General features: G+C 70.3%; 17 protein-coding genes and 1 pseudogene. 12 read left to right on the plus strand and 6 right to left on the minus strand.

The genetic code is table 11. From position 1 onward, the window contains the following. Positions 1-171: 171 nt before the first annotated feature. The 4 genes and pseudogenes from QSJ33_RS04980 to QSJ33_RS04995 all read right to left on the minus strand — a co-directional run. Entirely contained in the window at positions 172-1,881 is a 1,710-nt protein-coding gene (locus QSJ33_RS04980) for a glutamine--tRNA ligase/YqeY domain fusion protein (RefSeq protein ID WP_285723457.1), read from the minus strand. Between the two features lie 91 nt (positions 1,882-1,972). After that, the gene (locus tag QSJ33_RS04985) at positions 1,973-2,326 is read right to left on the minus strand and encodes a hypothetical protein (RefSeq protein ID WP_285723458.1); all 354 of its coding nucleotides are present in this window, start codon (positions 2,324-2,326) and stop codon (positions 1,973-1,975) included. Continuing rightward, positions 2,317-3,789, minus strand: coding sequence for a glutamate--tRNA ligase (gene gltX, locus QSJ33_RS04990; RefSeq protein WP_285723459.1), 1,473 nt, complete (start codon positions 3,787-3,789; stop codon positions 2,317-2,319). Before gltX ends, QSJ33_RS04985 begins: the two co-directional genes overlap by 10 nt. Before the next feature lie 386 nt (positions 3,790-4,175). After that, positions 4,176-4,748, minus strand: a pseudogene (locus QSJ33_RS04995) (GTP-binding protein); the annotation flags it as partial. 152 nt (positions 4,749-4,900) lie between these two features. On the opposite strand from QSJ33_RS04995, the gene QSJ33_RS05000 reads away from it, so the two are divergent. The 3 genes from QSJ33_RS05000 (at position 4,901) to QSJ33_RS05010 (ending at position 6,860) form a co-directional block, all read left to right on the plus strand. Then, a complete protein-coding gene (locus QSJ33_RS05000) occupies positions 4,901-5,947 on the plus strand; it encodes an FHA domain-containing protein (RefSeq protein WP_285723461.1) in 1,047 nt (348 codons plus the stop codon). A gap of 61 nt (positions 5,948-6,008) precedes the next feature. Next, positions 6,009-6,536 carry a dCTP deaminase gene (dcd, locus tag QSJ33_RS05005; RefSeq protein WP_285723462.1) on the plus strand — a complete coding sequence of 176 codons (528 nt, stop codon included), beginning with the start codon at positions 6,009-6,011 and terminating at the stop codon, positions 6,534-6,536. A gap of 60 nt (positions 6,537-6,596) precedes the next feature. Next, positions 6,597-6,860, plus strand: coding sequence for a hypothetical protein (locus QSJ33_RS05010; protein ID WP_285723463.1), 264 nt, complete (start codon positions 6,597-6,599; stop codon positions 6,858-6,860). 49 nt (positions 6,861-6,909) lie between these two features. Here the strand turns inward: QSJ33_RS05010 and QSJ33_RS05015 are convergent, their stop codons facing one another. Beyond that, on the minus strand, positions 6,910-8,532 hold the full coding sequence (locus QSJ33_RS05015; protein ID WP_285723464.1) for an adenylate/guanylate cyclase domain-containing protein: 1,623 nt from the start codon (positions 8,530-8,532) through the stop codon (positions 6,910-6,912). A gap of 97 nt (positions 8,533-8,629) precedes the next feature. Here QSJ33_RS05015 and rimO point away from each other — a divergent pair, with 97 nt between their 5' ends. The 7 genes from rimO to QSJ33_RS05050 all read left to right on the plus strand — a co-directional run bounded on the left by rimO (position 8,630) and on the right by QSJ33_RS05050 (position 15,999). Then, complete coding sequence (gene rimO, locus QSJ33_RS05020) at positions 8,630-10,006, plus strand: 30S ribosomal protein S12 methylthiotransferase RimO (protein WP_285723465.1); 1,377 nt, start codon at positions 8,630-8,632, stop codon at positions 10,004-10,006. A 55-nt stretch (positions 10,007-10,061) separates the two neighbouring features. Continuing rightward, the gene (locus tag QSJ33_RS05025; RefSeq protein WP_285723466.1) at positions 10,062-12,239 is read left to right on the plus strand and encodes a DUF5916 domain-containing protein; all 2,178 of its coding nucleotides are present in this window, start codon (positions 10,062-10,064) and stop codon (positions 12,237-12,239) included. A 20-nt stretch (positions 12,240-12,259) separates the two neighbouring features. After that, entirely contained in the window at positions 12,260-12,928 is a 669-nt protein-coding gene (locus QSJ33_RS05030; protein WP_285723467.1) for an ABC transporter ATP-binding protein, read from the plus strand. Further along, positions 12,925-14,169, plus strand: a complete 1,245-nt coding sequence (locus tag QSJ33_RS05035; protein WP_285723468.1) for an ABC transporter permease — start codon at positions 12,925-12,927, stop codon at positions 14,167-14,169. Before QSJ33_RS05030 ends, QSJ33_RS05035 begins: the two co-directional genes overlap by 4 nt. 94 nt (positions 14,170-14,263) lie before the next feature. Continuing rightward, on the plus strand, positions 14,264-14,830 hold the full coding sequence (locus QSJ33_RS05040; RefSeq protein ID WP_285723469.1) for a phosphatidylglycerophosphatase A family protein: 567 nt from the start codon (positions 14,264-14,266) through the stop codon (positions 14,828-14,830). 57 nt (positions 14,831-14,887) lie between these two features. Beyond that, positions 14,888-15,340, plus strand: a complete 453-nt coding sequence (locus QSJ33_RS05045) for a hypothetical protein (RefSeq protein ID WP_285723470.1) — start codon at positions 14,888-14,890, stop codon at positions 15,338-15,340. A 47-nt stretch (positions 15,341-15,387) separates the two neighbouring features. Continuing rightward, positions 15,388-15,999, plus strand: a complete 612-nt coding sequence (locus QSJ33_RS05050) for a hypothetical protein (protein WP_285723471.1) — start codon at positions 15,388-15,390, stop codon at positions 15,997-15,999. 67 nt (positions 16,000-16,066) lie between these two features. On the opposite strand, the gene QSJ33_RS05055 is transcribed toward QSJ33_RS05050, so the two are convergent. Continuing rightward, positions 16,067-17,812, minus strand: a complete 1,746-nt coding sequence (locus QSJ33_RS05055) for a DNA repair helicase XPB (RefSeq protein WP_285723472.1) — start codon at positions 17,810-17,812, stop codon at positions 16,067-16,069. 193 nt (positions 17,813-18,005) lie between these two features. On the opposite strand from QSJ33_RS05055, the gene QSJ33_RS05060 reads away from it, so the two are divergent. Both QSJ33_RS05060 and QSJ33_RS05065 read left to right on the plus strand, forming a co-directional pair. Next, a complete protein-coding gene (locus tag QSJ33_RS05060; RefSeq protein ID WP_285723473.1) occupies positions 18,006-21,164 on the plus strand; it encodes a dockerin type I domain-containing protein in 3,159 nt (1,052 codons plus the stop codon). Between the two features lie 11 nt (positions 21,165-21,175). Beyond that, on the plus strand, positions 21,176-21,775 hold the full coding sequence (locus QSJ33_RS05065) for a hypothetical protein (protein ID WP_285723474.1): 600 nt from the start codon (positions 21,176-21,178) through the stop codon (positions 21,773-21,775). Positions 21,776-21,867: the final 92 nt, after the last annotated feature.

The following is a 21,867-nucleotide window of genomic DNA, read 5'->3' on the forward strand; positions in this document are numbered from 1 at the left end:
CGGCTTCCCGGCAGGGCCTCCCGCGGGGACGCCCAACCCTTCGAGCCTACCAGAGCCCCCGCCCTCCCGACACGAAGGGAAAGAACCGGGTCCGGCGCCTTGCGACCTGGGTCACAGTCCCGGGGGCCCGCAGGTTTCCACGGGCCTGGGAGAAACCAGGCGGACTGCCGGTCAGCCCTTGGCCTCGAGCTTCGCCCAGCTGTCCTTCAACCCGACCGTCCGGTTGAACACGGGCGCCCCCGGCCGGCCGTCGGGATCGGCGCAGAAGTAGCCCAGGCGCTCGAACTGGACGCGCGTGCCAGGGGCGACCTCGGCCAGGGACGGCTCCACCCGGGCCCCGGCCAGGACCTCCAGGGAGTCGGGGTTCAGGGTGTCCCGCCAGTCGCCGCCCTCGGGGACGTCCATGGGGTCCTCGGCCGTGAACAGGCGATCGTAGAGACGCACCTCGGCGGGGACCGCATGTGCGGCGGACACCCAGTGGAGGGTGCCCTTCACCTTCCGGCCATCCGGCGCGTCCCCGCCCAGGGAGGCGGGATCCCAGGTGCAGCGCAGCTCCACGACCTCGCCGGCCGCATCGCGCACGACCTCCGTGCAGCGCACCAGGCAGGCGCCCTTGAGCCGCACTTCGGCACCGGGCGCAAGGCGGAACCACTTCTTGGGGGCCTCCTCCCGGAAGTCGTCCCGCTCGATGAGCACCTCGCGGGCGAAGGGCACCTGCCGCGTCCCGAAGGCGGGATCGTCCGGGTGGTTGGGCAGGGTCAGCCAGTGGACCTCGCCCTCGGCCATGTTCTCGATCACCAGCCGGAGGGGCCGCAGCACCGCCATGGCCCGGGGCGCCTTCCTCTCCAGGTCCTCGCGGATGGCGAACTCCAGGAGCCCCACGTCGATGACGGTGTCGCGCTTGGCGACGCCCACGCGCTCGGCGAAGGCCCGCACGCTCTCGGGCGTGTAGCCCCGGCGGCGCAGGCCGCTGATGGTGGGCATGCGCGGGTCGTCCCAGGCCTTCACGTGGCCCTCCTGCACCAGGAGCAGCAGGCGGCGCTTGCTCATCACGGTGTAGGTGAGGTTCAGGCGGGCGAACTCGATCTGGCGAGGCAGGGGCCTCTGGAAGAACCGGCCCTCCACGTCCTGCTCCAGGAACCAGTCGTAGAGCGGCCGGTGATCCTCGAATTCCAGGGTGCAGATGGAGTGGGTGATGGTCTCGATCGCGTCGGACACCCCGTGGGCGTAGTCGTACATGGGGTAGATGAGCCAGGCGTCGCCCGTGCGGTGGTGGTGGGCCCGGCGGATGCGGTACATCAGCGGGTCGCGCAGGTTCATGTTGCCGCTGGCCATGTCGATCTTCGCCCGCAGCACCTTGGAGCCGTCCGGGAACTCGCCGGCCTTCATGCGGCGGAAGAGGTCGAGGTTCTCCTCCGGGGCGCGGTCCCGGTACGGGCTCGCCTTCCCGGGCACGTGGAAGTTGCCCCGGTACTCGCGGATCTCCGCCTCGGAAAGGTCGCAGACGTAGGCCTTGCCCTGCTGGACGAGGTACTCGGCGTAGTCGTAGAGGAACTGGAAGTAGTCCGAGGCGTAGTGCTCGCCCTTCCAGCCGAAACCCAACCAGCGGACATCCTCGCGGATGGAATCCACGTACTCCACGTCCTCCTTCACCGGGTTGGTGTCGTCGAAACGCAGGTTCGTGGCGCCGCCGTACTTCGCGGCCAGCCCGAAGTTCAGGCAGATGCTCTTGGCATGCCCGATGTGAAGGTAGCCGTTGGGCTCCGGCGGGAACCGCGTGAGCACCCGCCCTCCGTGCTTGCCCGAGGCGAGGTCCGCCTCGACGATCTCCTCGATGAAGTGGAGGCTCTTGGGTTCGGGGATCGGGGGTTCGGCGGGCATGGGGGCTCTCAGGCTGGAACCTTCCAAGATACCCGGGCGACGGGGTCCCCCGAAATGCTCACGCCGGCCCCGCCCGCCCGGAGAGGAAGGGCTACTGGTCCCGCCCCCCATCCAGGGTCCACCAGGGGCAGTCCGCGAGATCGGACACCAGGAACCCCTGGTGGAGCTGGGAGATGCACTGGAACCGCGTCCCGGCCAGGGTATGGAAGCCGGTGGTGACCTCGCCGGGGCCGGAGCGCACGCCGAAGAAGAAGTCGGACTGCTCCAGGCCCAGGCGCAGCACCATCTCCTGGAGGGCCTCCCGGTCGTCGATCTCCGTTGGGATGCCCTGGATCACCTGCACCGCGTCCCCGGCGATGATCGTGGGGGCGTAGGCGGCGGTGCCCTGGTCCTCCAGGACCGCCAGGGTGAGCTGGGTGAACTCCTGGAGGTCCATCAGATCCACTTCTCCAGGCGCGCCGCCACCTCCGCCCGGCCCACGAGCAGGAGGGTGTCGAAGATGCCGGGACTGACGGGCCGGCCGCAGAGGGCCACGCGGAGGGCCTGGGCCAGGTCCTTGGTCTTGAGGCCGTGGCGCTCGAGGATGGCGTTGAAGCCGGCCTCCAGGCCCTCGTGGGTGTAGTCGGCCAGGGCGCGCACCTCGGCGAGGGCGGGCCGGACGGCCGGGGTCATGAACTTCTCCACGGCCTTCTCGTCGAAGGCGGCGGGCCGCTCGAAGGCGAAGCGCAGGGCCTCAGCCATCTCCACCAGCGACTTGCCCTTCTGGGTGGCCTGGATGGCGGCGCGCTTGAAGTCCTCGGGCTTCGCGGCCCAGGCTTCTGGCAGGAAGGGGCGCAGGTGGGGTTCCAGCTCCTGCCAGGAGGCCCGCTGGATGAGCTTCTGGTTCATCCACTGGAGCTTGTCCATGTCGAAGCGGGCGGCGCTCTTCTGGCAGTCCGCCAGGTCGAAGAGCTGGATCATCTGGGCGTCCGTGAGCAGCTCCTCCTCGGCGCTCTCCACGGCCCGGCCGTCGATCTTCGGGGTCCAGGAGAGCCTGGCCAGGGCCAGGCGCACCGCGGAGGGCAGCAGGCCCATGGCCTGGTACTCGGTGATGCTGGTGGCGCCATGGCGCTTGCTGAGCTTGGCGCCGTCCGCCCCCAGGATCATGGGCACGTGGGCGAAGGCCGGCAGGTCGTAGCCGAAGGCCTCGAAAAGGGGGATCTGCTTCGGCGTGTTGTTGAGGTGATCGTCCCCGCGGATGACGTGGGTCACCTCCATGTGGGTGTCGTCCACCACCACGCAGAAGTTGTAGGTGGGCACGCCGATCTCGCCCGGGGCCTCGCCGGTGCGGGCGATGATCCAGTCATCCAGGCTCTCCGCGGGGAAGCGGGTCTCACCCTTGATGAGGTCGGCCACCACGATGTCGCCGTCCACGGGCATGCGGAAACGGATGGCGGCCGGCTGGCTGGCATCGTGGTGGGCCTCGGCGCAGCCCCTCCCGGCATCCAGGCCCCGGTTGTACTGGAAGACCTTGCCGGCCTCCTCCACGGCCTTCCGGCGGGCGTCCAGGGCCTCCTTGGAGCAGCGGCAGCGGTAGGCCAACCCCTTGTCCAGCAGCTCCTGGATCTTCGCCCGGTAGAGGTCCATGCGCTGCATCTGGCGGTAGGGCCCGTGGGGTCCCTTCCACCGGCTCGGATCGCCCACGACCGGGCCCTCGTCCCAGTCCAGGCCGCACCAGGCCATGCCCTCCTCGATGATCCGGATGTTGTCGTCCGTGCTGCGGGAGAGGTCGGTATCCTCCACGCGCAGGATGAAGCGGCCTCCGTGCTTGCGGGCGTAGAGCCAGCAGAACAGGGCCGTCCGGACACCCCCGATGTGGAGCATGCCCGTGGGCGACGGGGCGAAGCGGGTGACAACCTGGCGGGACATGGGGGCCTCGGAACTCAATCCCTCAGTGTGCCCCAGGAGCAGGCGGTCGGCAGTCACCAGTTGCAGCCGGCCCGCCACTGCCTACTGCCCACTGCCTACTTGATATACAGCTTCAGCTTGATCTCGACGGGGGCCTCGCCGCTGAAGAGGCTGCGGTCCAGGACCACGGGGACCTCGACCACGCTGCTGTGGGGCATGTGGGTGGGCGGCGGGGTGTGGGCGATCTGGGCGGCGGCCTCCGCAGGGATCTCCTCGATCTCCTCCAGCAGCTCCCCGGCGGAGAGCTCCTCCACCTCCAGGGGCGCGGTATGGGTGGGGGCGGCCTGGGAGGGCGGGGGCGCCAGGAAGGCGGGCTCCTCCACCACGCCGCCGCCGTACTTCTCCGCCAGGTGCTTCAGCACCAGCCGGGCCACCCCGGTCAGGGTCTCCTTCACGCCCTCGCCGCGCATGGCGCAGGCCTCGAAGGTGGGCGCCCGGAAGAGGTTGACCTCCTGGTCCAGGGCCGCCACGGGCAGGGCGTTGGGCGTGTCCCGCTTGTTCCACTGGATCACGTGGGGGATCTTCGAGAGCTCGACCCCCTGCTCCTTCAGGTTGGTGATGAGGTTCTGGAAGCTCTCCTTGTTGCTCTCCAGGGCCGGGGCCTGGGAGTCGGCCACGAACACCACCGCATCTGCCCCGCGCAGCACCAGCTTCCGGGTGGCGTCGTAGAACACCTGGCCGGGCACCGTGTAGAGCTGGATCCGGGTCTTCATGCCGCGGATGGTGCCGAGTTCGATGGGGAGGAAGTCGAAGAAGAGGGTGCGATCCGTCTGGGTGGCCAGGGACAGCATCTTGCCCCGCCCGTCCTGGGGCAGGGTGTCGTAGATGTGCTGCAGATTGGTGGTCTTGCCACAGAGGCCGGGGCCGTAATAGACGATCTTGGCCGTCAGCTCCTTTGTGGCTGCATTGAAGAGCACCATGCCCCCTCCACCCGACCCGGGATTACCCGCAGGTTGGCGGGTCGACAGCACCCCGTCAAGAAAGAAGCGGCCCGGCGAGGGCCGCCTCTCCTTGCCAAAGGCCCGCCGGGATGCGCTACACTTCCGGCCATCCCCACTCCCTTGAGGTTTCCATGGCCAAGCTGCTGGTGCACGAGAGCGCAGGCGTCCGAGAGTTCGAGATCGTGGACAACGAAGTCCACATGGGCCGGGAACTGGACAATACCCTGCGCCTGCCCGACCCCAGCATCAGCCGCCACCACTGCGTGGTCCGCAAGGTGGCCGGCGGCTATGAGATCCAGGACCTCCAGAGCAGCAACGGCGTCCTGGTGAACGGCAACCGGGTCCAGTCCTCCCCCTTGCGGGACGGGGACCGCATCACCCTGGGCCAGGTCCAGCTCACCTTCCAGGACCCCCGGGCCGAGAACGCCACCGTCGCCATCAGCCGGGAGGAGGTGCCCGCGGCCCCCCTCGGCACCGTCCGCATGTCCGCCGCGGAGCTGGCCGCCATCCACGGCGGCGGCGCCTCGGCGCCGGAACCCAAGGTCGAGCTCCAGCAGGAGCCGACCCCCCCGGTCGCGACGCCCCCGAAACCCGCCCCGCCCGTCCCGCCGGTCGCCCCACCCCCCGCCACCCCGAAGACCGCCCCCGAATTCGGCCACTTCACCAACGCCGGAACCCAGCCCAATCCCGCGCCGGCCTTCCTCCACCCCTACCTGCCCTCCCTGCCCGACGACGCCCAGCCCACGGGCGAGCGCGGCGACTTCTTCAGCCGCCTGGTGGCCGTCCTCATCGACGCCGCCCCCCTGGTGGCCCTCTGGGTGGTCATCCTCGTCCTCCAGATGCTCCTCGCCTACATCCTCGGTCCCGCCTCCTGCCTGGTGTCCGCCCTGATCGGGCTGCTCCACCTGGCTGCCGCCATCGGCTACACCTGGGTCTTCATCCCCTGGTGCTGGATTAAGTTCGGCGCGAGCCCCGGCAAGAAGATGATGAAGCTGCGGGTGGTCCCCGAAGGCAACCCCATGGGCCGGATCGACGTTTCCACCGCCGTCCTCCGGATGGTGGGCTACCTGGTGAACGGCGTGCTCCTGGGCCTGCCCTACCTGATGATCCTGGGCGGGGAGCGGAAGGGCCTCCAGGACATCATCTCCAAGTCCCTGGTCATCAAGGTCGACCGCTGATGGCGGGAGGCATCCCGGAACCGGCGCCCGCGCGAGCGGGCGCCTTCCGTTGGGAGGCGGCATGATCCTCACCGGCCGGCAGATCCTCGAGGCCCGCGCCCAGGGAAGGCTCCGCATCGAACCCTGGAGCGACGCCCAGCTGAACCCCAACAGCTACAACCTGCGCCTGGGGGAGGACCTGGCGGTCTACACGGACCGCGAGCTGGACATGGCGAAGCCCAACGGCATCGAGTTCCTGAAGATCCCCTCGGAAGGGCTGCTCCTGGAGCCCGGCCGCCTCTACCTCGGCCGCACCCAGGAATACACGGAGACCCACGGCATGGTGCCTATGCTGGAGGGCCGCAGCAGCGTGGGGCGCCTGGGGCTCTTCGTGCACGTGACCGCCGGCTTCGGCGACATCGGCTTCTGCGGCTACTGGACCCTGGAGATCAGCTGCATCCAGCCCGTGCGCGTCTACGCCGGCGTGGCGATCTGCCAGATCTTCTACCACACCGTCAGCGGCGAGTACGACAGCTACGAATCCGGCAAGTACCAGCGGAATTCGGGCATCCAGCCCTCGATGCTGTGGAAGGACTTCATCAAAGAATAGTGCCCGGAAGGCACGGTTCACCTAGAATCACCTCAACCCCCCTACCGTTGAGGTGAACCGATGCCCACCCTCCTCCCCCTGCTCGGGATGCTCCAGCCGCGTCCCGACGACGCCGCCCTTGCGGGCCTCATGGCCTTCGGCTGCGTGTTCTGGCTGATCCTGCTGCTGGCCGCCATCGCCTTCCCGATCTTCTGCTTCTGGCGGATCTTCACCAAGGCCGGCTACAACGGCGCCATGGCGCTGCTCTGGCTGATTCCCGCGGTGGGCCCCATCGTGGTCATCTCCATCCTGGCCTTCGGCACCTGGCCCGCCGGCCAGCGCTGAACCCGTTCCCGGTCGGAAGGTCCCGGCCCCTGGCCGGGACCTTCCCCGTTCACTCGCGCCCGTGCACCGCGGTGGGTGCGTCCGGCTCCCAGAGCACCTCGAAGGGCCGCACGGGCTGCTCGATGTTCTTGAGGGCGAACGCCTCCATCGGGCGCAGCCTGGCCGGGTCGAGGAGCTCGGCGGTGCGGGGGCCGACGACGATCTGGCCCGGCTTGGCCACGCCGCTCTCCAGGCGCGAGGCCAGGTTCACGGTGCTGCCCATCACGGTGTAGTCCATGCGCTTCTCGCAGCCGATGTCGCCCGCGAAGGCCTCGCCGCTGTTGATGCCGATGCGCATCCGCAGCTCGGGGTAGCCGGCGGGCCGCTCGGCGTTGAGGATCCGCAGGACCTCCTGCATGGCCACGGCCGCCTCCACCGCGTGCCGGGCGTGGTCGGCATCGGGATTCGGGGCGCCGAAGAAGGCCATGATCGCGTCGCCGATGTACTTGTCGAGGGTGCCCCCCCGGGCGAAGATCTGGTCCGTCAGGGCCTCGAAGGTGCGGTTCAGGATGCCCGCCAGGGTGAGCGGCTCCATGCCCTCGCTGATGCGGGTGAAGCCGGAGATGTCGGCGAAGAGCACGCTGATCTCGCAGCGCTGGGCCTGCAGGGCCGGTGCCTCCTTGCTCTGGCTGGACTTGAGGATCTGGTCCACCACGGCGGGGCTGTGGTACCGCTCCAGCCGCTGGCGGAACTTGGCCTCCCGCTCGCGCTGGATGCCCACGGCGGCGAAGTTCGCCATGGCGCTCAGCAGGTGCTCGTCCTCCCGCTTGAAGCCGCCCTTGCTGAGGCTCGTCTCCAGGTAGATCACGCCGAGGGCCTGGTCCTCCACGATGAGCGGGGCGCAGAGGGCCGAGGTGATGCCGTGGATCTTGATGCTCTCGCCGGCGCTGAACCGGGGGTCCATGCGGGCGTCCGTGGTGAGGATGGCCACCCGGTCCGTCATGGCCGTGCGGGCGATGGTGCGGCTGATGGGATTGGCCTGGGACCCGGGCTGTTCCTCCCAGACCAGCTCGGGCACCAGCTCCCCGGTCGGGTCCTTGAGGAGGATGAAGCCCCGCTGGCAGGGGATCTGGGCGGTCACCAGGCCCATCACGGATTCCAACAGTTCGCTCAGGCCCGCGGCCCGGAGCAGCGTGCCCGCCATGCCCGCCAGGCGCTGGAACAGGGTCGCCGCGTCCGCGGCCGGGTGCTGGCCACTGGCCTGGGCCAGCATCTCGTTCAGGCTGGCGTGGGGCACCAGGATCGATCCCGAGGCGTCGAAGGCCCGCTCCTCCAGGGAGATCCGGGAAGCGGACCCCCGGGGCGCCTGGGCCGGGTTCGGGCCGGCCGGCGGGGCCTCCGTCGCGCCGCCCTCCGGCACCCACTTCACGAGGGCCTCGCCCAGCAGCACCGCATCGCCCTGGTGGAGGGCCACGGGTTCCGTCAGGGGCACGCCGTTGAGCAGGGTTCCGTTCAGGGACTTCAGGTCCTGGACGAAGGGGACGCCGTCCTTGAGGAAGATCCGCGCATGGACCCGGCTCACCGCGTTGGCCTGGATCCGGATGGTGGCCTGGTCGCCCCGCCCGAGGGTGACCCCCTCCTCCGTGAGGACCACCGGATGGAGGGCACCATCGACCAGCAGGTTGAGTTTCATGGGCGATCCGAAGGGGAGGTTGAGTCTATCACTGGTGAAGTCATCGGCCATTCGCGGTAATCTATGAGGTTCACCCCGGTCGGGGTCCGGAGCCGCGTTGACCAAAGTCGGATTCATGTCCCTGGGCTGCCCCAAGAACCTCGTGGATTCCGAGGTCATGCTGGGCCACCTCCGCCTGAAGGGCTACAGCATCACGCCCGTCCTCGAGGAGGCCCAGGTGCTGGTGGTGAACACCTGCGGCTTCATCGACGCCGCCAAGCAGGAGAGCGTGGAGGCCATCCTCCAGGCCGCCGCCATGAAGCAGGAGGGGGCCTGCGAGAAGCTGATCGTGGCCGGCTGCCTCGTGGAGCGGTACCGGGACGAGCTCATGGCCGAGATGCCCGAGATCGACGCCTGCCTGGGCACCCGCGACATCGAGCAGATCGCCGAGGTGATCGGCGCCGGCGCGGCCTTCGAGCTCGACCCCAATCCGGACTACCTGTACACCGAAGCCAGTCCGCGGATGCTCACCACGCCCAAGGCCAGTGCCTACCTCAAGATCAGCGAGGGCTGCGACCATGCCTGCGCCTTCTGCGTCATCCCGAAGCTGCGGGGCGGCCAGCGCAGCCGCACCATCGAGAGCGTGGTGGCCGAGGCCCGCAACCTCGTGGCCCAGGGCGTCCTGGAGATCAGCCTCGTGGGCCAGGACACCACGGACTACGGCCGGGATTTCGGTGATCCCGACGCCCTGGAGAAGCTGGTGCGCGCCCTGGGCCAGGTGGAGGGACTCCGCTGGTTCCGCATCCACTACGCCTACCCGAACCGCCTGACCGACGGCCTGCTGCACGCCATGGCCGAGACGCCCAACTGTGCGAAGTACCTCGACATGCCCCTCCAGCACGCCGATGCCGCCATCCTCAAGGCCATGGCCCGGGGCGGGAGCCGCGGCCAGTTCCTGAAGCTGGTCGAGAAGGTGCGCCGCATCGTGCCGGGCATCGCCCTCCGCTCGAACTTCATCGTGGGCTTCCCCGGCGAGGACGAGGCCGCCTTCGAGGAGCTGAAGGCCTTCGTGCAGGAGGCCCGCTTCGACCACGTGGGCGTCTTCACCTACAGCCCGGAGGAGGGCACCTCCGCCCACGCCCTGGGCGATCCGGTCCCCGGGCGCACCAAGGAGGCCCGCAAGCGGCGCATCCTCGAGCTGCAGCAGAAGATCGCCCGGGAGAAGAACCAGGAGAAGGTCGGCCAGGTCCTCGAGGTGCTGGTGGAGGGCGCCCACGAGGAGACCGACCTCCTCGTGAAGGGCCGCCACCAGGGCCAGGCCCCCGACATCGACGGCAATGTCCTCCTCGTGGATGGCGCCCCGCAGGTGAACACCATCCAGAAGGTCCGCATCGTGAAAGCCCACGCCTACGACCTCATCGGCGAAGTGGAGGAGGGCGGCCTGGAGGCGAGCACCGCCGCCTACGAACGGACCTTCCGGGCGAAAAAGGGCTAAACGGCCCTCCGAAGGTCCTCGTAGGACTCCCCGAACCGTTCTCCGGGGATCTTTCATGCGCCATCTGGCTCCGGCCCTTGCCTGCCTGCCCGTCCTGGCGGCCCAGGCGCCCAACCCGCCCCACCTGGCCATCCCCCGGCTGGCCCAGCCGCCGTCCATGGCCCGGGATGCGGACCTCTCCACCTGGAAGGGCGCCCTGGAGATCACCGATTTCGGCATGATCATGCCCGACGACAAGGGGGAGAACCGCTGGCCCACCATCGTCCACGTGGGCTGGGGGCCCGATGCCCTCTACGTGGCCGTGGAAGCCAAGGATCCCGACCCGGCCAAGATCCACGCCGCCCGCCACATGCGGGACACCAACAGCGGCGACTTCGACTTCGTGGGGGTGGATCTGGATCCTTCCGGCAAGGGCCAGAGCATCATCCGTCTCTTCGTGACGCCCCTGGGGGGCCAGATCGACGAGATCATGACCGACAGCACCGGGGAGAACAGCTCCTACGACTGCCTGTGGGACTCCACCGGCGTGCTGACGCCGGACGGCTACGTCGTGAAGATGCGCGTTCCCTACAGCAGCCTGCGGCGGATGCCGGGCGAGTGGGCCATGCGTTTCCTGCGCATCATCCCCCGGGAGCGGCGCTACGGCATCTCCTGGCCGCGCATGAGCAAGGACATCCAGTGCGACATCTGCCAGATGGCCCGGGTCTCCGGGGCGCCGGTGACGGAGCCGGGATCGCCCTTCCTGCTCATCCCCTTCGCCACCTTCAACCGCACCCAGACGCTGGAGGCGGATCCCGGTGCGCCCGCGCAGAGCAAGACCCAGCTCGGCGCGGACCTCCGCTACGCCACGACCGCCCTCACCCTGGAAGGCACCTACCGGCCCGACTTCGCCACGGCGGACGCGGATGTGGACCCGCTCCAGATCAACAGCCGGTTCAAGGTCTTCTACCCGGAGCGCCGCCCCTTCTTCCTGGAGGGCATGGATCTCCTCGGTCCCGTGGGGGCCCAGCGCCAGTTCTTCAGCCGCTCCATCCAGAACCCCCTCTACGGCGTGAAGGCCTCGGGCCAGGCCTCCCTGGCCAGCTGGACCGTCGTCCACGCCAAGGACCAGGACGGCGGGCTCCTCCTCGGCGCCAACGGGGCCGCAGGCGTGGACGGGATGGCCACCCGGGACACGGCGGCGGCCATGCGGTTCGAGCTGGACGGCCGCGGATCGGGGCTCTCCCTCCTCGGCACCGACAAGCGGCTGCAGGGCGGTCCCGACGCCACCGGGGGCCAGAGCGGCGGCATCTACCTGGACCAGTACCTCGGCACCGAGTTCCACTTCATCGGGAGCGCCCTGGCCGCCACGTCGCGCCTGCCCCAGGCGGACGGCACCACCCTTTCGCAGCGGGGGACCTCGACCTACGCCGAGCTGGACTGGAACACGCGCCACTGGTTCGCCTCCGCCAACAGCCAGACCACCAGCCCTGGGCTGGTGCTGGTGTCGGGCTTCACGGACCTCCAGGGCTACCGGCAGCAGAACGCAACCTTCGGGTGGCAGGGCACCTGGAACGGCGGCCGGTTCTCCCAGGCCAACGCCAGCCTCCGCGGGCGCCACCTCGAATGGTGGGACGGCCACCCCTTCGACCGCGCCGTGGGCCTGAGCGCTTACGTGGAGACCGCCGGACGCTGGGCCTGGAGCCTGGATTGGGACGTGGCCGGGCGCACCTGGGCCGACGACGAGGTCACATCGAACGCCACGCGGAACATCAACATGGCGCTGAGCTGGAAGAAGTACGGTTGGGCCCAGCTGCTCCTGCGGCGCGTCATGGGCCGCACCATCGACCTGGCCTCCGGCGCCCCCGCCCGCCTCCGGACCACCAGCTTCACCTCGAACGGCGCCATCGGCGACGTGTGCTACCAGTTCACCGCCCAGAGGACCGATCTGGACCGCGAATCCGACAGCCTCCGGCTGGTGCGGGCCCGCAAGCTCTCCACCACGGCCACCTACCAGATGCCCCGGTTCTTCTACCTGAAGGCCCAGGCCTTCGTGGTGCGCTACGACGGCTCCGAATTCGAAGGCGTGGACAAGTACCTCAAGGCCTTCCTCGGCTGGCAGCCCAACGCCTTCACCAACGCCTACCTGGGCTGGTCGGGCCAGCGGCACCGGGACCCCCTGGCGGTGATCCCCACCGAGCGCATGGTGGAGCGGGGCCTCTTCGCGAAAGTGGCCTACGCCTTGCAGTTCTGAGAACGGGCTAGACTAGGCGGATGCTGGAGCTCCGCGACATCACCCGCGCCTACGAACTCGGCGGCGAGCGCGCCGGCGTGTTCGGGGTGTCGCTGGACGTGCCGGCCGGCTGCCTGGCGGTGCTGGCCGGCCCGAGCGGCAGCGGCAAGACCACCCTGCTCCAGCTGGCCGGCCTCCTGGACCGGGCGGATGCGGGCACCATCACCCTGGATGGACAGGAAGTGTCCAGTCTGCACGAGCGGGATCGCTGCGACCTGCGCCTGCGCCGGCTGGGCTTCGTCTTCCAGGCCTTCAACCTGGTGCCGGTGCTGTCGGCCCTGGAGAATGTCATGCTGCCGCTCCAGTTGCAGGGCCTCCCGGAGACGCAGGCCCGGCAGCGGGCCGAGGCCGCCCTCGACCGCGTGGGCCTGGCGGACCGGCGGCACCACCGCCCCGGCCAGCTCAGCGGGGGCCAGCAGCAGCGGGTGGCCATCGCCCGGGCCCTGGCGCCGGACCCCCTGCTGGTGCTGGCGGACGAGCCCACCGCCAGCCTGGATCACGCCCACGGGGGCCCCCTCATGGACCTGATGGCCGACCTGGCCCGGGAGCGCGGCACCGCCTTCCTCGTGGCCAGCCACGACCCCGCCGTCATCGCCCGGGCCCACCGGGTCTTCCGCCTGGTGGACGGGCGACTGGCCGGGGCCCCATGATCCTCGCCCGCCTGGCCCTTCGGAACCTGCTGCGCCAGCGGCGGCGGACCGCCCTCACGCTGATGGTGGTGGTGGCCGGCTTCCTGGCCCTCAGCCTGGCCGGGGGCTTCATGGCCCAGACCTTCCAGGGCCTGTCGGACGCCGCCATCCGCGGCGGCCTGGGCCACCTCCAGGTGCTCCCGGCGGGGAACCTGGACGGGGACGAAGCCCAGAGCCTGGAGCACGCCCTCCCCGACGGCGAGGCCCTGGCGGCGAAGTTGCGGCAGGATCCCGCCGTGGCCGAGGTGCTGCCCCGCATCCAGTTCATGGGCCTGCTCTCCAGCGGCCCCCGCAGCGTGGCGTTCCTGGGGACGGCGGTGGACCCGGTCCGCGAGCCCCGCTTCATGGCCTGCCTGGATGCCCTGAAGGACGGCGCGAAGGCCCCCGGGGGCGCCGGCTCCCGCTGGCTCTCCGCGGATCCCGCCGCGCGGGAGGCCATCCTCGGGACGGGCCTCGCCCGCAGCCTGGGCGCTTCCGTGGGGAGTTCGCTCACCCTCATGTCCACCACCCGGGACGGGGCCCTCAACGCCGTGGACGTGGAGGTGGTCGGCCTCCAGGACCTGGGGCTGAAGGAGCTGAACGACCGGGTGCTCACGGTAAGCCTGGCCACGGCCTCCCAACTGCTCGACGCCGGCCCCGCCCGTTCCCGTCTGTCCATCGTGCTCCGCCATCCCGGGGACACGGCCCGGGAGCTGGCCCGGCTCCAGGGGCGGCTCCCGGACACGTCGGTGAAGCCCTGGTTCGAGCTGGCCTCCTTCTACCGGCAGGTGAAGCTGCTGTACGTGGCCATCTTCGGCTTCATGGGCCTCGTGCTCTTCCTGGTGGTGCTGCTGGCCACCGCCAACACCCTGCTCATGTCCGTCATGGAACGGATCCGGGAGTTCGGCGTCCTCCGGGCCATGGGCCTCCAGCCCGGGCAGCTGCTGTCGCTCCTCCAGTGGGAAGGCGCCTTCCTCGGCCTGCTGGGCAGCGCCCTGGGCCTGGCGGCGACGCTGCTGCTGCGGGCGGGCCTCAACGCCCTGCACCTGCAGATGCCCGCGCCCCCCGGCACCAGCCACGGCTACGAGCTGGACATCCACTTCGTGCCCCTGGTCTATGTCGCCGTGGCCGCGGGCCTGCAGGTCACGCTCCAGATCAGCGCGCTCTTCCCCGGCCTGAAGGCCGCCCGGCTGCGCATTGTGGAAGCCCTGAGGCACGTCTGAGCCCCCCGGGTGATGGAGCAGGCTGCGGGGCAGCCTGCGGAATCGGGACCTGGGGAGGCTCAGCGTCACGACAGGGTGGGTGGGAGCCGGCGGAGTGCCCTACCATCAGCCCATGGAACCCGACCGCGCCCCTGCACCCGCCCCCCGCCCCGCCTGGTGGATCGCCACCGGCCTCGGCAGCGGTCGCCTGCGGCCGGCGCCCGGCACCTGGGGCAGCCTCGCGGGGCTGCTGGCCTGGCTGGTCCTGGTCCGGCTCTTGCGGCCCTGTCCCCCGCAGATCGCGATCCCCGCAGCCCTGGCGGCCCCCGTGGGGCTGACGGCCCTCGCCATCTGGGCCTCGGGACGGGTGGTGGCGGAGACCGGCGAGAAGGATCCCGGCTACATCGTGGCGGACGAATGGGCCGGCCAGTGGTTCGCCCTCACGCCCCTGCTCTTCGCCGGTGCCCTCCGGCCCCAGCCCTGGGGCCCGTGGCTCCTCCGGCTGGCGGTCCCCTTTCTCCTGTTCCGCCTCTTCGACATCTGGAAGCCCGGGCCGGTGGACGCGGCCCAGCGGCTGCCGGGCGGCTGGGGCGTGGTGCTGGACGACGTGGTGGCGGGCCTCCTGGCCGCACTCCTGGCCTGGCCCCTGGACCTGGGGCTGCGGTCCCTCCTGCTCCGCTGACCCCGCTGGTCCGGGCCGCTGAATGGGCCCATGCTTCACGGACATCCCGGAGTTCCCATGCGTTCCCTCCTGTTCCTCTTCCTGGCGGCCGGCCTCGGCGCTGCGACCCCGCAGGTGCGGATCCTGTCCGCCGAGCTGCTGGTCGGCCCCGGCCGTGAGCCCAGGCCCGGCGACGCGCCCTTCCGGCCCCGCCTGGAGCTGGAGGTCGCGGTGGAGGGGCTGGCGGCGGGCACGGCCCCTGAATTCCGGGTCTGGCGCGGTCCCGCCGGGGATGCATCGCGTCGGCTCCCTCTGGGGGTCCGGGGCCTGAGGCGGATCCAGGCCGAATCCGTGGCCCCGGAGGGGGCCGGCCGCTACCGGATCCTGGCGTCGACGGAGCCCGCGGCCGGGGACCTCGGCCGGGTCATCGTGGATCTCCAGGTCCGGGGCCGCCGGGCGGCGCGGGCCATCGCCCCCCTCCGGCTCCGGGCCCTCCCGGCCCCGCGGCCCCGGGCCGATCCGCGATCCTGAACTTGCCGCGCCGCCTTCCGCGGCGCACCCTTGGCGCAGGGGGTCCCATGCGCGCGCTGCCCGCCGTCCTCGTCCCGCTGCTCGGTTGGGGGATGGCTGCGCCGCCCCTCCACGCCCAGCACTGGGAGGCCTCGGCGCTGGGGATCTGGCAGACCCAGACCAGTTCCACCTACTGGAACCAGGGCACCGCCTCCGCCTGGGGCGTGCGCGGCGCCTGGCTGGCGCCCCGGGACGGCGCGAACCGCCTGCGGGTGGAGGTGGCCTGGACCGCCCCGGCCCGCTGGGAGGCGCGGGGGACGGACGGCTCCCAGGCCGAGCTCCGGGCGCAGAGCGCCGCCCTCGGCGTGGCGCGGGAGACCTGGTTCATGGAGGACCGGTTCTGCTTCTCCGTGGCCCTGGATCTCCGGAACACCTGGCTGGAATCCACCCAGGGCGCAGCCCCGCGGATGACGAACCACCTGCCCCAGGTCTGGATGCGGCTCGGCGTGGGCGTCCGGGCGTGGGCCTTCAACCGGCCCGACCGGCTGACCTCGGACGAACCCGCCCGCTACGCCCTCCTCCGCCTCGAGCTGGGCGAGGCCGCCCCCCGGGGTCCCAGCACCACCGACGAGCTGCTGCCCCAGCGGGAGGTCACCCTGGTCTGCGGCGTTCGGTTCTGATTCGAGGGCTGCCCGGGGAGGGACCCCGCGAACCGGCGGCGAGCAGGCGGCCCCTCCCTCGTTGAGGTCAGCCGGCGGTCTCCGCCAGCAGCTGGCGCCACACCAGGGGCTCGCTGAGCTGGCCGGCCTCGTTGAAGTGCCGGCTCTCGATGAGGTAGCGGTAGCCCTGCTCCGTGAGGAAGAGCTGCCGGTTCCGGGCGAACTCCTGCTCGGTGGTGTCCCGGCTGATGAGGGAATAGAAGTAGCTCACGTTCCGGTCGTCCTTGGGCCGGAGGATGCGGCCCAAACGCTGGGCCTCCTCCTGCCGCGACCCGAAGGTCCCGCTCACCTGGATGGCCACGGAGGCGTCCGGCAGGTCGATGGCGAAGTTGGCCACCTTGCTCACGATGAGCACCCGGAGCTGGCCCTCGCGGAACTGCCGGTACAGCACCTCGCGTTCCCGCTCCGGCGTCTGGCCTGTCAGCACCGGGGCGTTCAGCCGCTCGCCCAGGATGCGCAGCTGTTCCAGGTACTGGCCGATGATGAGCACGTTGTCGCCGGGATGCCCCGCCAGCAGCTCGTCCACCACGGCCAGCTTGAGGCTGTTCTCGGAGGCGATGCGGAAGCGCTGCCGCTGGTCCGCCACGGCGTACTCCATGCGTTCCACCGTGGGCAGGGGCACGCGGATCTCCAGGCAGTGGGCCGTGGCGATGAAACCGTCCTTCTCGAGCATCTTCCAGGGCACGTCCACCCGCTTGGGGCCGATCAGGCTGAAGACGTCCTCCTCCTTGCCGTCCTCACGCACGAGGGTCGCGGTCAGGCCCAGGCGCCGCTTGGCCTGCAGCTCTGCCACCGCCCGGAACACCGGCGCGGGCAGCATGTGCACCTCGTCGTAGATCACCAGGCCCCAGTTGGCGGCCTCGAAGAGCTTGAAGTGCTCGAAGGGGCCCGTCTTGCTCTTGCGGTAGGTGAGGATCTGGTAGGTGGCGATGGTGACCGGCTTGATCTCCTTGGTGTCGCCCGTGTAGAGGCCCACCTGGTCGTCCGTCAGGGTGGTCTTGTCCAGCAGCTCCTGCTTCCACTGCTTCACCGCGGTGCCGTTCGTCGTCAGCACCAGGGTGTGGGTCTTGAGCCGCTCCATGCAGCCGATGCCGATGACGGTCTTGCCGGCGCCGCAGGGCAGCACCAGCACGCCCGCGCCGCCATCCGGCCCGCCGCCGGCATGGAAGACGTCCACGGCGGCCTTCTGGTAGTGGCGCAGGCCGAAGGGCTTGCCGCTCTGCTTCAGGGCCGGGGCCAGCTCGAAGGGCAGCGGGTCGCCGGGCTTGTAGCCGGCCATGTCCTGGACGGGATGCCCCAGCCGGATGAGCTGGAGCTTCACCTCGCCGCGCATGCCGCTGTTCAGGAAGATGCCCTTCTCGTCGGGATAGGGTTCGGCCAGGAGGCCCTGCAGGGACTTCTGGTTCTCCAGCTCCCAGAAGAGGCCGCGGTCGTCCATCTCCAGGGCCAGCCGGTCGCCCTTGGCCACGAGGCGGAGCTTGCCGTAGCGGGTGCCGTGGTCCTCGATCTCCTGGAGCAGGTTCTGGGGCACGGGGTACTTGGACCAGCGCTCCAGGGTGTCCAGCATGTCCTGGCAGGCCACGCCCGAGGCCGAGGCGTTCCAGAGGCTCAGGGGGGTGATGCGGTAGGTGTGGATGTGCTCGGGGCTCTTCACCAGCTCCGCGAAACGCGCCAGCTCGTCGCGCACCTGCTCGAAGGCCGGGTGGGCCACCTCCAGCAGAAGCGTCCGGTCGCTCTGCACGATCAGGGGGTTGTCGGGGCGGAGGGCGATCACGGCGGAGGCGAGTCCAAATCTTTGAGCCTAGAAGCCATGGCCGGAACGGTCAATGAACGCCCTCGATCCCCCCGAGGGACGGGTTAAGGAATTGTCAGGAGATCCCGAAAAGGCCCAGACGTATAGTTTGGGATCGTCCCCGTCCGGTTGGTGCCTCTGGCCATGACCGGGCGCCTTTTTTCTGGAGCCACCGATGGGCTTCTCGCCAAGCCGATCCTTCACCACCCTGACGCTTCTCCTGGCGCTCCCGCTGGGGGCCCAGGACCGTGACCTCGTCCGGCTCCGCCGGGACCTGCCCGCCCGGGGGGACAACTCGGCCCTCAAGGGAGAGGAGGCCGACCGCCCCGATCTCCGCCGGGACTGGAACCTCTGGTGGTTCGGCGGGAAGCTCAGCCCCGACTACCTCGACTACAAGAACCGCCTCGCGGCCCGCGAGATGAAGCATTGGGGCGCCCTGATGCCCCAGGCCACGGGGGCGAAGCTCCTCCCGGCCGTCCTCGGGGCCGCCGCGGCCCCCGCGGGGACGGGCGGCACCTGGGTGAACCTCGGGCCCACGGCCAACCTCACCAACAGCACCTGGCCCGATCATGACAGCGGCCGTCCCAGCGCCATCGCGGTGGACCCCACCAGCAACACCCTCTACCTGGCCACCAGCGGCGGCGGCGTGTGGAAGTGCGCCAACGCCGATCCCGCGGCCGCCACAGCCTGGACCTGGACCCCCATCACGGACGGCCTGCCCAACAGCGGCTCCAGCGGCAACGTCTCGGTGGGTGCCCTGGCCCTGAGCCCGGCCAGTGCGCAGACCGTCTACCTGGGCCTGGGCGATGCCTTCGATGCCGAGGGCCGGGGCTTCTACAAGTCCACGGACGGCGGCACGACCTGGACCGCCTCCACCGGCATCGGGGCCCAGACCCGGTCTTACGAGATCCTGGCCCTGGACGCGAACGTGGTGCTCTGGGGAACCAACGATGGCCTGAAGCGCAGCTCCAACGGCGGCACGTCGTTCGTGCCCGTCACGGGCGGCCCCGCCACGGGAAGGGCCTGGTCCATCCAGGCCTTCAGCGCCACGGAGCTGGTCTGCTCTGCCCAGGACAGCAACGGGGCCGGCAGCCTCTACTACTCGACCGACGCTGGAGCCAGCTGGACCCAGGCCACGGTCTCCGGCCTCGGGACCATGACACCGGGCCGCATGACCCTGGCCACCGTGCCCAACGGCACCGTGGGCTATGCCGAAGTGGAGGACACCACGGGCGGAAAGGTGGGCCGCGGCGTCCTCGTGACCGCGGACAAGGGCCACACCTGGACCTGGCAGGCCGCGGCCACGGAGACCGGCGGGCTCTTCCAGGGCACCGGCGGCAGCATGAGCACCGACGGCGGGCAGGAGTGGTACAACCAGGCCATCGCCGTGGATCCCTCGAACCCGAGCCGGCTCATCATGGGCGCCAACCTGGCCATGTACCGCTCCACCAACGGCGGCGCCAACTGGCAGCAGCTCACCCACTGGTACGGCAGCGGCCACGTCTATTCCCACGCGGACTTCCACACCATCACCGCCAAGGGCGGGGTCTTCTACGTCGGGAACGATGGCGGCCTCTCCATCTTCAAGGATCCCTGGCGCACCACCATCCCCACCACCAACCCCGACCTGACCTTCGTGGACAGCACGCGGAACCTGGGCCTCGCCACGCACCTGGTCTACAACGTGGGCTCCACCACCGCCACGAACGTCACGGACGGCAAGTACCGCATCAGCCTGGGCCTCCAGGACAACGGCACCCGCATCCGCCAGGACACCGGCAGCGGCCTCGCGGCCAGCAGCACCTTCGAGGACCAGATCGGTGGCGACGGGTTCGGCACGGTGGTCAATCCCGCCGACGGCAACCAGATGCTGGGCTCCATCTACTACACCCAGATCTACAAGAGCACCAACGGCGGGACGTCCCAGTTCACCTCGTCCTCCAGCGGCATCACCGAGACCAACAACAGCAGCAAGGCCCCGTTCCAGCCCCGCCTGGTCCTGGGCGACACGGCCCACCCCAACACCGTCTACACTGCCACCAACGGCACGGTCTACCAGAGCACGAATTTCGGCACCAGCTGGACGGGCCTGGGCCGGACGGGGCTGCCGGCCGCGGGCACGAGCTCGACCTCCGATCCCGCCAACGCCCTGTACATCCGCAACCTCGGCGCGGCCGCCGGCGATCCCAACGCCCTCGGCATCGCCGCCAACCAGGGCCGCATCTTCCTGAGCTACAACGGCGGCTCCTCCTGGACCCAGGCCGGCACCCTCACGAACAACGGGTCCTACACCAGCTCCCTCTGGTTCGACCGGACGAACGCCCAGACGGTCTACGCGGCCTCCGTGGCTCCCGATGCCACCAAGAACCACCTCTGGAAGAGCACCAACGGCGGCACCAGCTGGTCCACCCTCGACGGCAGCGCCAGCACCAGCAACGGCTTCCCCTTCGGCATCCCCGTGCACGTGGTGGTGACCGATCCCGTGAACGCCAACACGGTGTACGCGGGCACGGACTTCGGCGTCTACTACTCCATCGACGGCGGCAGCAACTGGGCCCGCTTCGGCTCCGGCCTCCCCATGGTGGCCGTGCGCGACCTCTACATCGCCCCTGACGGCAGCTTCCTCCGCGCCGCCACCTTCGGCCGCGGCGTGTGGGAACTGCAGGCCGCCGCCGCCGGGATCACGGTGGCCCTCGACAAGGCCACGGCCACGGTGGCTCCCTCGGGGACGACGACCTTCACGGCCGCCGTGACCAACTTCAAGACCGACAACACGGTGAACTGGACCGTCTCCACGAGCGGGGGAAGCCTCAGCCCCGCGAGCACCGCCTCGGGCACCGCCACCACCTACACCGCCCCGGCCACGGTGGGCCTCTACACCGTGACCGCCGCCAGCAACGAATCCCCCTCGGCCACCGCCTCGGCCACCGTGGCGGTCTACACCCCCGCCAGCGTCACGGTGACGGTCTCGCCCGCCACCAAGACCCTGCTCGCGGGAGCGTCCTTCACCTTCACCGCTGCCGTGGCGAATGCGCCCGACGCCACCGTCACCTGGTCCGCCACCGGCGGCACCATCTCCTCGACGGGAGCCTACAAGGCGCCCACCACCCCGGGCACCTACACCGTGACGGCCACCAGCACCTGGGCGGGCACCACGCCCGGCATCGCCACCGTCACCGTCAAGACCCTGGACCTGAACGGGGACGGCACCGTGGACCAGCGGGACCTGCTCTACTTCGCCAAGTACTACGGCACCGCCAACGCCACCTGCGACCTGAACGGGGATGGCGTCGTGGATGACAGCGACCTCGCCCTCCTCCTCGGCGGCCTGTGATGGAGACGACCATGACCTCGACGACGAAGCGCCTCCTCTGGATTCCCGGTTCCCTCCTGCTGGCGGGCCTCCTGGCCTGCGGCGGCGGGGGGGGCGGCAGCACCCCGGCCCCCACGCCCACGGCCACGGGCCTGGCCTACACCGACCCCGCCACCGGCACCTACCTGCTGAAGCAGGACACCGCCCTCTCCAGCGGCAGCCACCTGGTGCTGGATCTGGTGGGCCCCGCCACCGGCACGGCCACGGGTGTGACCCTCACCCTGAATGCCGACACCGCCAAGGTCACCTGGGTGGACGTCCCCGCCGGTGGCGGCACCACGACCCTGGTGCAGAACGGCACCCAGTTCACCCTGGGCACCGGCACGCCGATCCTGAAGGGCCGGGCCTCGGGCACCGTCCTCCAGGCCACCGTGGCCCAGAAGGCGCCTACCGCCCCCGCCTCCCAGAACGGCGTGCTGCTCCGCGTGGCGCTGGATCTCAAGTCCGGCCTGGGGCTGCCCCAGGGCACGGCCATCACGCTGACGGCCGACGGCACCAAGAGCCAGGTCCTGGACGGCTCCGGCGCCATCTCCGCCATCACCGTGTCCGTGGGCACCCTGACGGCCCGCTAGGCGCCCTCGGTCCGGCATTAAGGATTTGTAAGTATTTTTTCTACCCACACCCAGGTAGAACCTAGAGATGCCCCCTGGTCACCCTGAATTGG

Source organism: Geothrix rubra (assembly GCF_030268065.1).
GTDB lineage: Bacteria > Acidobacteriota > Holophagae > Holophagales > Holophagaceae > Geothrix > Geothrix rubra.

What these genes read in the sequence shown, in the direction of transcription:
- QSJ33_RS05015 (WP_285723464.1), bottom strand. Translation starts at nt 8,532, where the DNA reads ATGAAACTCAACCTGCTGGTCGATGGTGCCCTCCATCCGGTGGTCCTC.
- QSJ33_RS05050 (WP_285723471.1), top strand. Translation starts at nt 15,388, where the DNA reads ATGCGCGCGCTGCCCGCCGTCCTCGTCCCGCTGCTCGGTTGGGGGATG.
- gltX (WP_285723459.1), bottom strand. Translation starts at nt 3,789, where the DNA reads ATGTCCCGCCAGGTTGTCACCCGCTTCGCCCCGTCGCCCACGGGCATG.
- QSJ33_RS05000 (WP_285723461.1), top strand. Translation starts at nt 4,901, where the DNA reads ATGGCCAAGCTGCTGGTGCACGAGAGCGCAGGCGTCCGAGAGTTCGAG.
- QSJ33_RS05025 (WP_285723466.1), top strand. Translation starts at nt 10,062, where the DNA reads ATGCGCCATCTGGCTCCGGCCCTTGCCTGCCTGCCCGTCCTGGCGGCC.
- dcd (WP_285723462.1), top strand. Translation starts at nt 6,009, where the DNA reads ATGATCCTCACCGGCCGGCAGATCCTCGAGGCCCGCGCCCAGGGAAGG.
- QSJ33_RS05060 (WP_285723473.1), top strand. Translation starts at nt 18,006, where the DNA reads ATGGGCTTCTCGCCAAGCCGATCCTTCACCACCCTGACGCTTCTCCTG.
- QSJ33_RS04980 (WP_285723457.1), bottom strand. Translation starts at nt 1,881, where the DNA reads ATGCCCGCCGAACCCCCGATCCCCGAACCCAAGAGCCTCCACTTCATC.
- QSJ33_RS05035 (WP_285723468.1), top strand. Translation starts at nt 12,925, where the DNA reads ATGATCCTCGCCCGCCTGGCCCTTCGGAACCTGCTGCGCCAGCGGCGG.
- QSJ33_RS05010 (WP_285723463.1), top strand. Translation starts at nt 6,597, where the DNA reads ATGCCCACCCTCCTCCCCCTGCTCGGGATGCTCCAGCCGCGTCCCGAC.
- QSJ33_RS05030 (WP_285723467.1), top strand. Translation starts at nt 12,260, where the DNA reads ATGCTGGAGCTCCGCGACATCACCCGCGCCTACGAACTCGGCGGCGAG.
- QSJ33_RS05045 (WP_285723470.1), top strand. Translation starts at nt 14,888, where the DNA reads ATGCGTTCCCTCCTGTTCCTCTTCCTGGCGGCCGGCCTCGGCGCTGCG.
- QSJ33_RS05065 (WP_285723474.1), top strand. Translation starts at nt 21,176, where the DNA reads ATGACCTCGACGACGAAGCGCCTCCTCTGGATTCCCGGTTCCCTCCTG.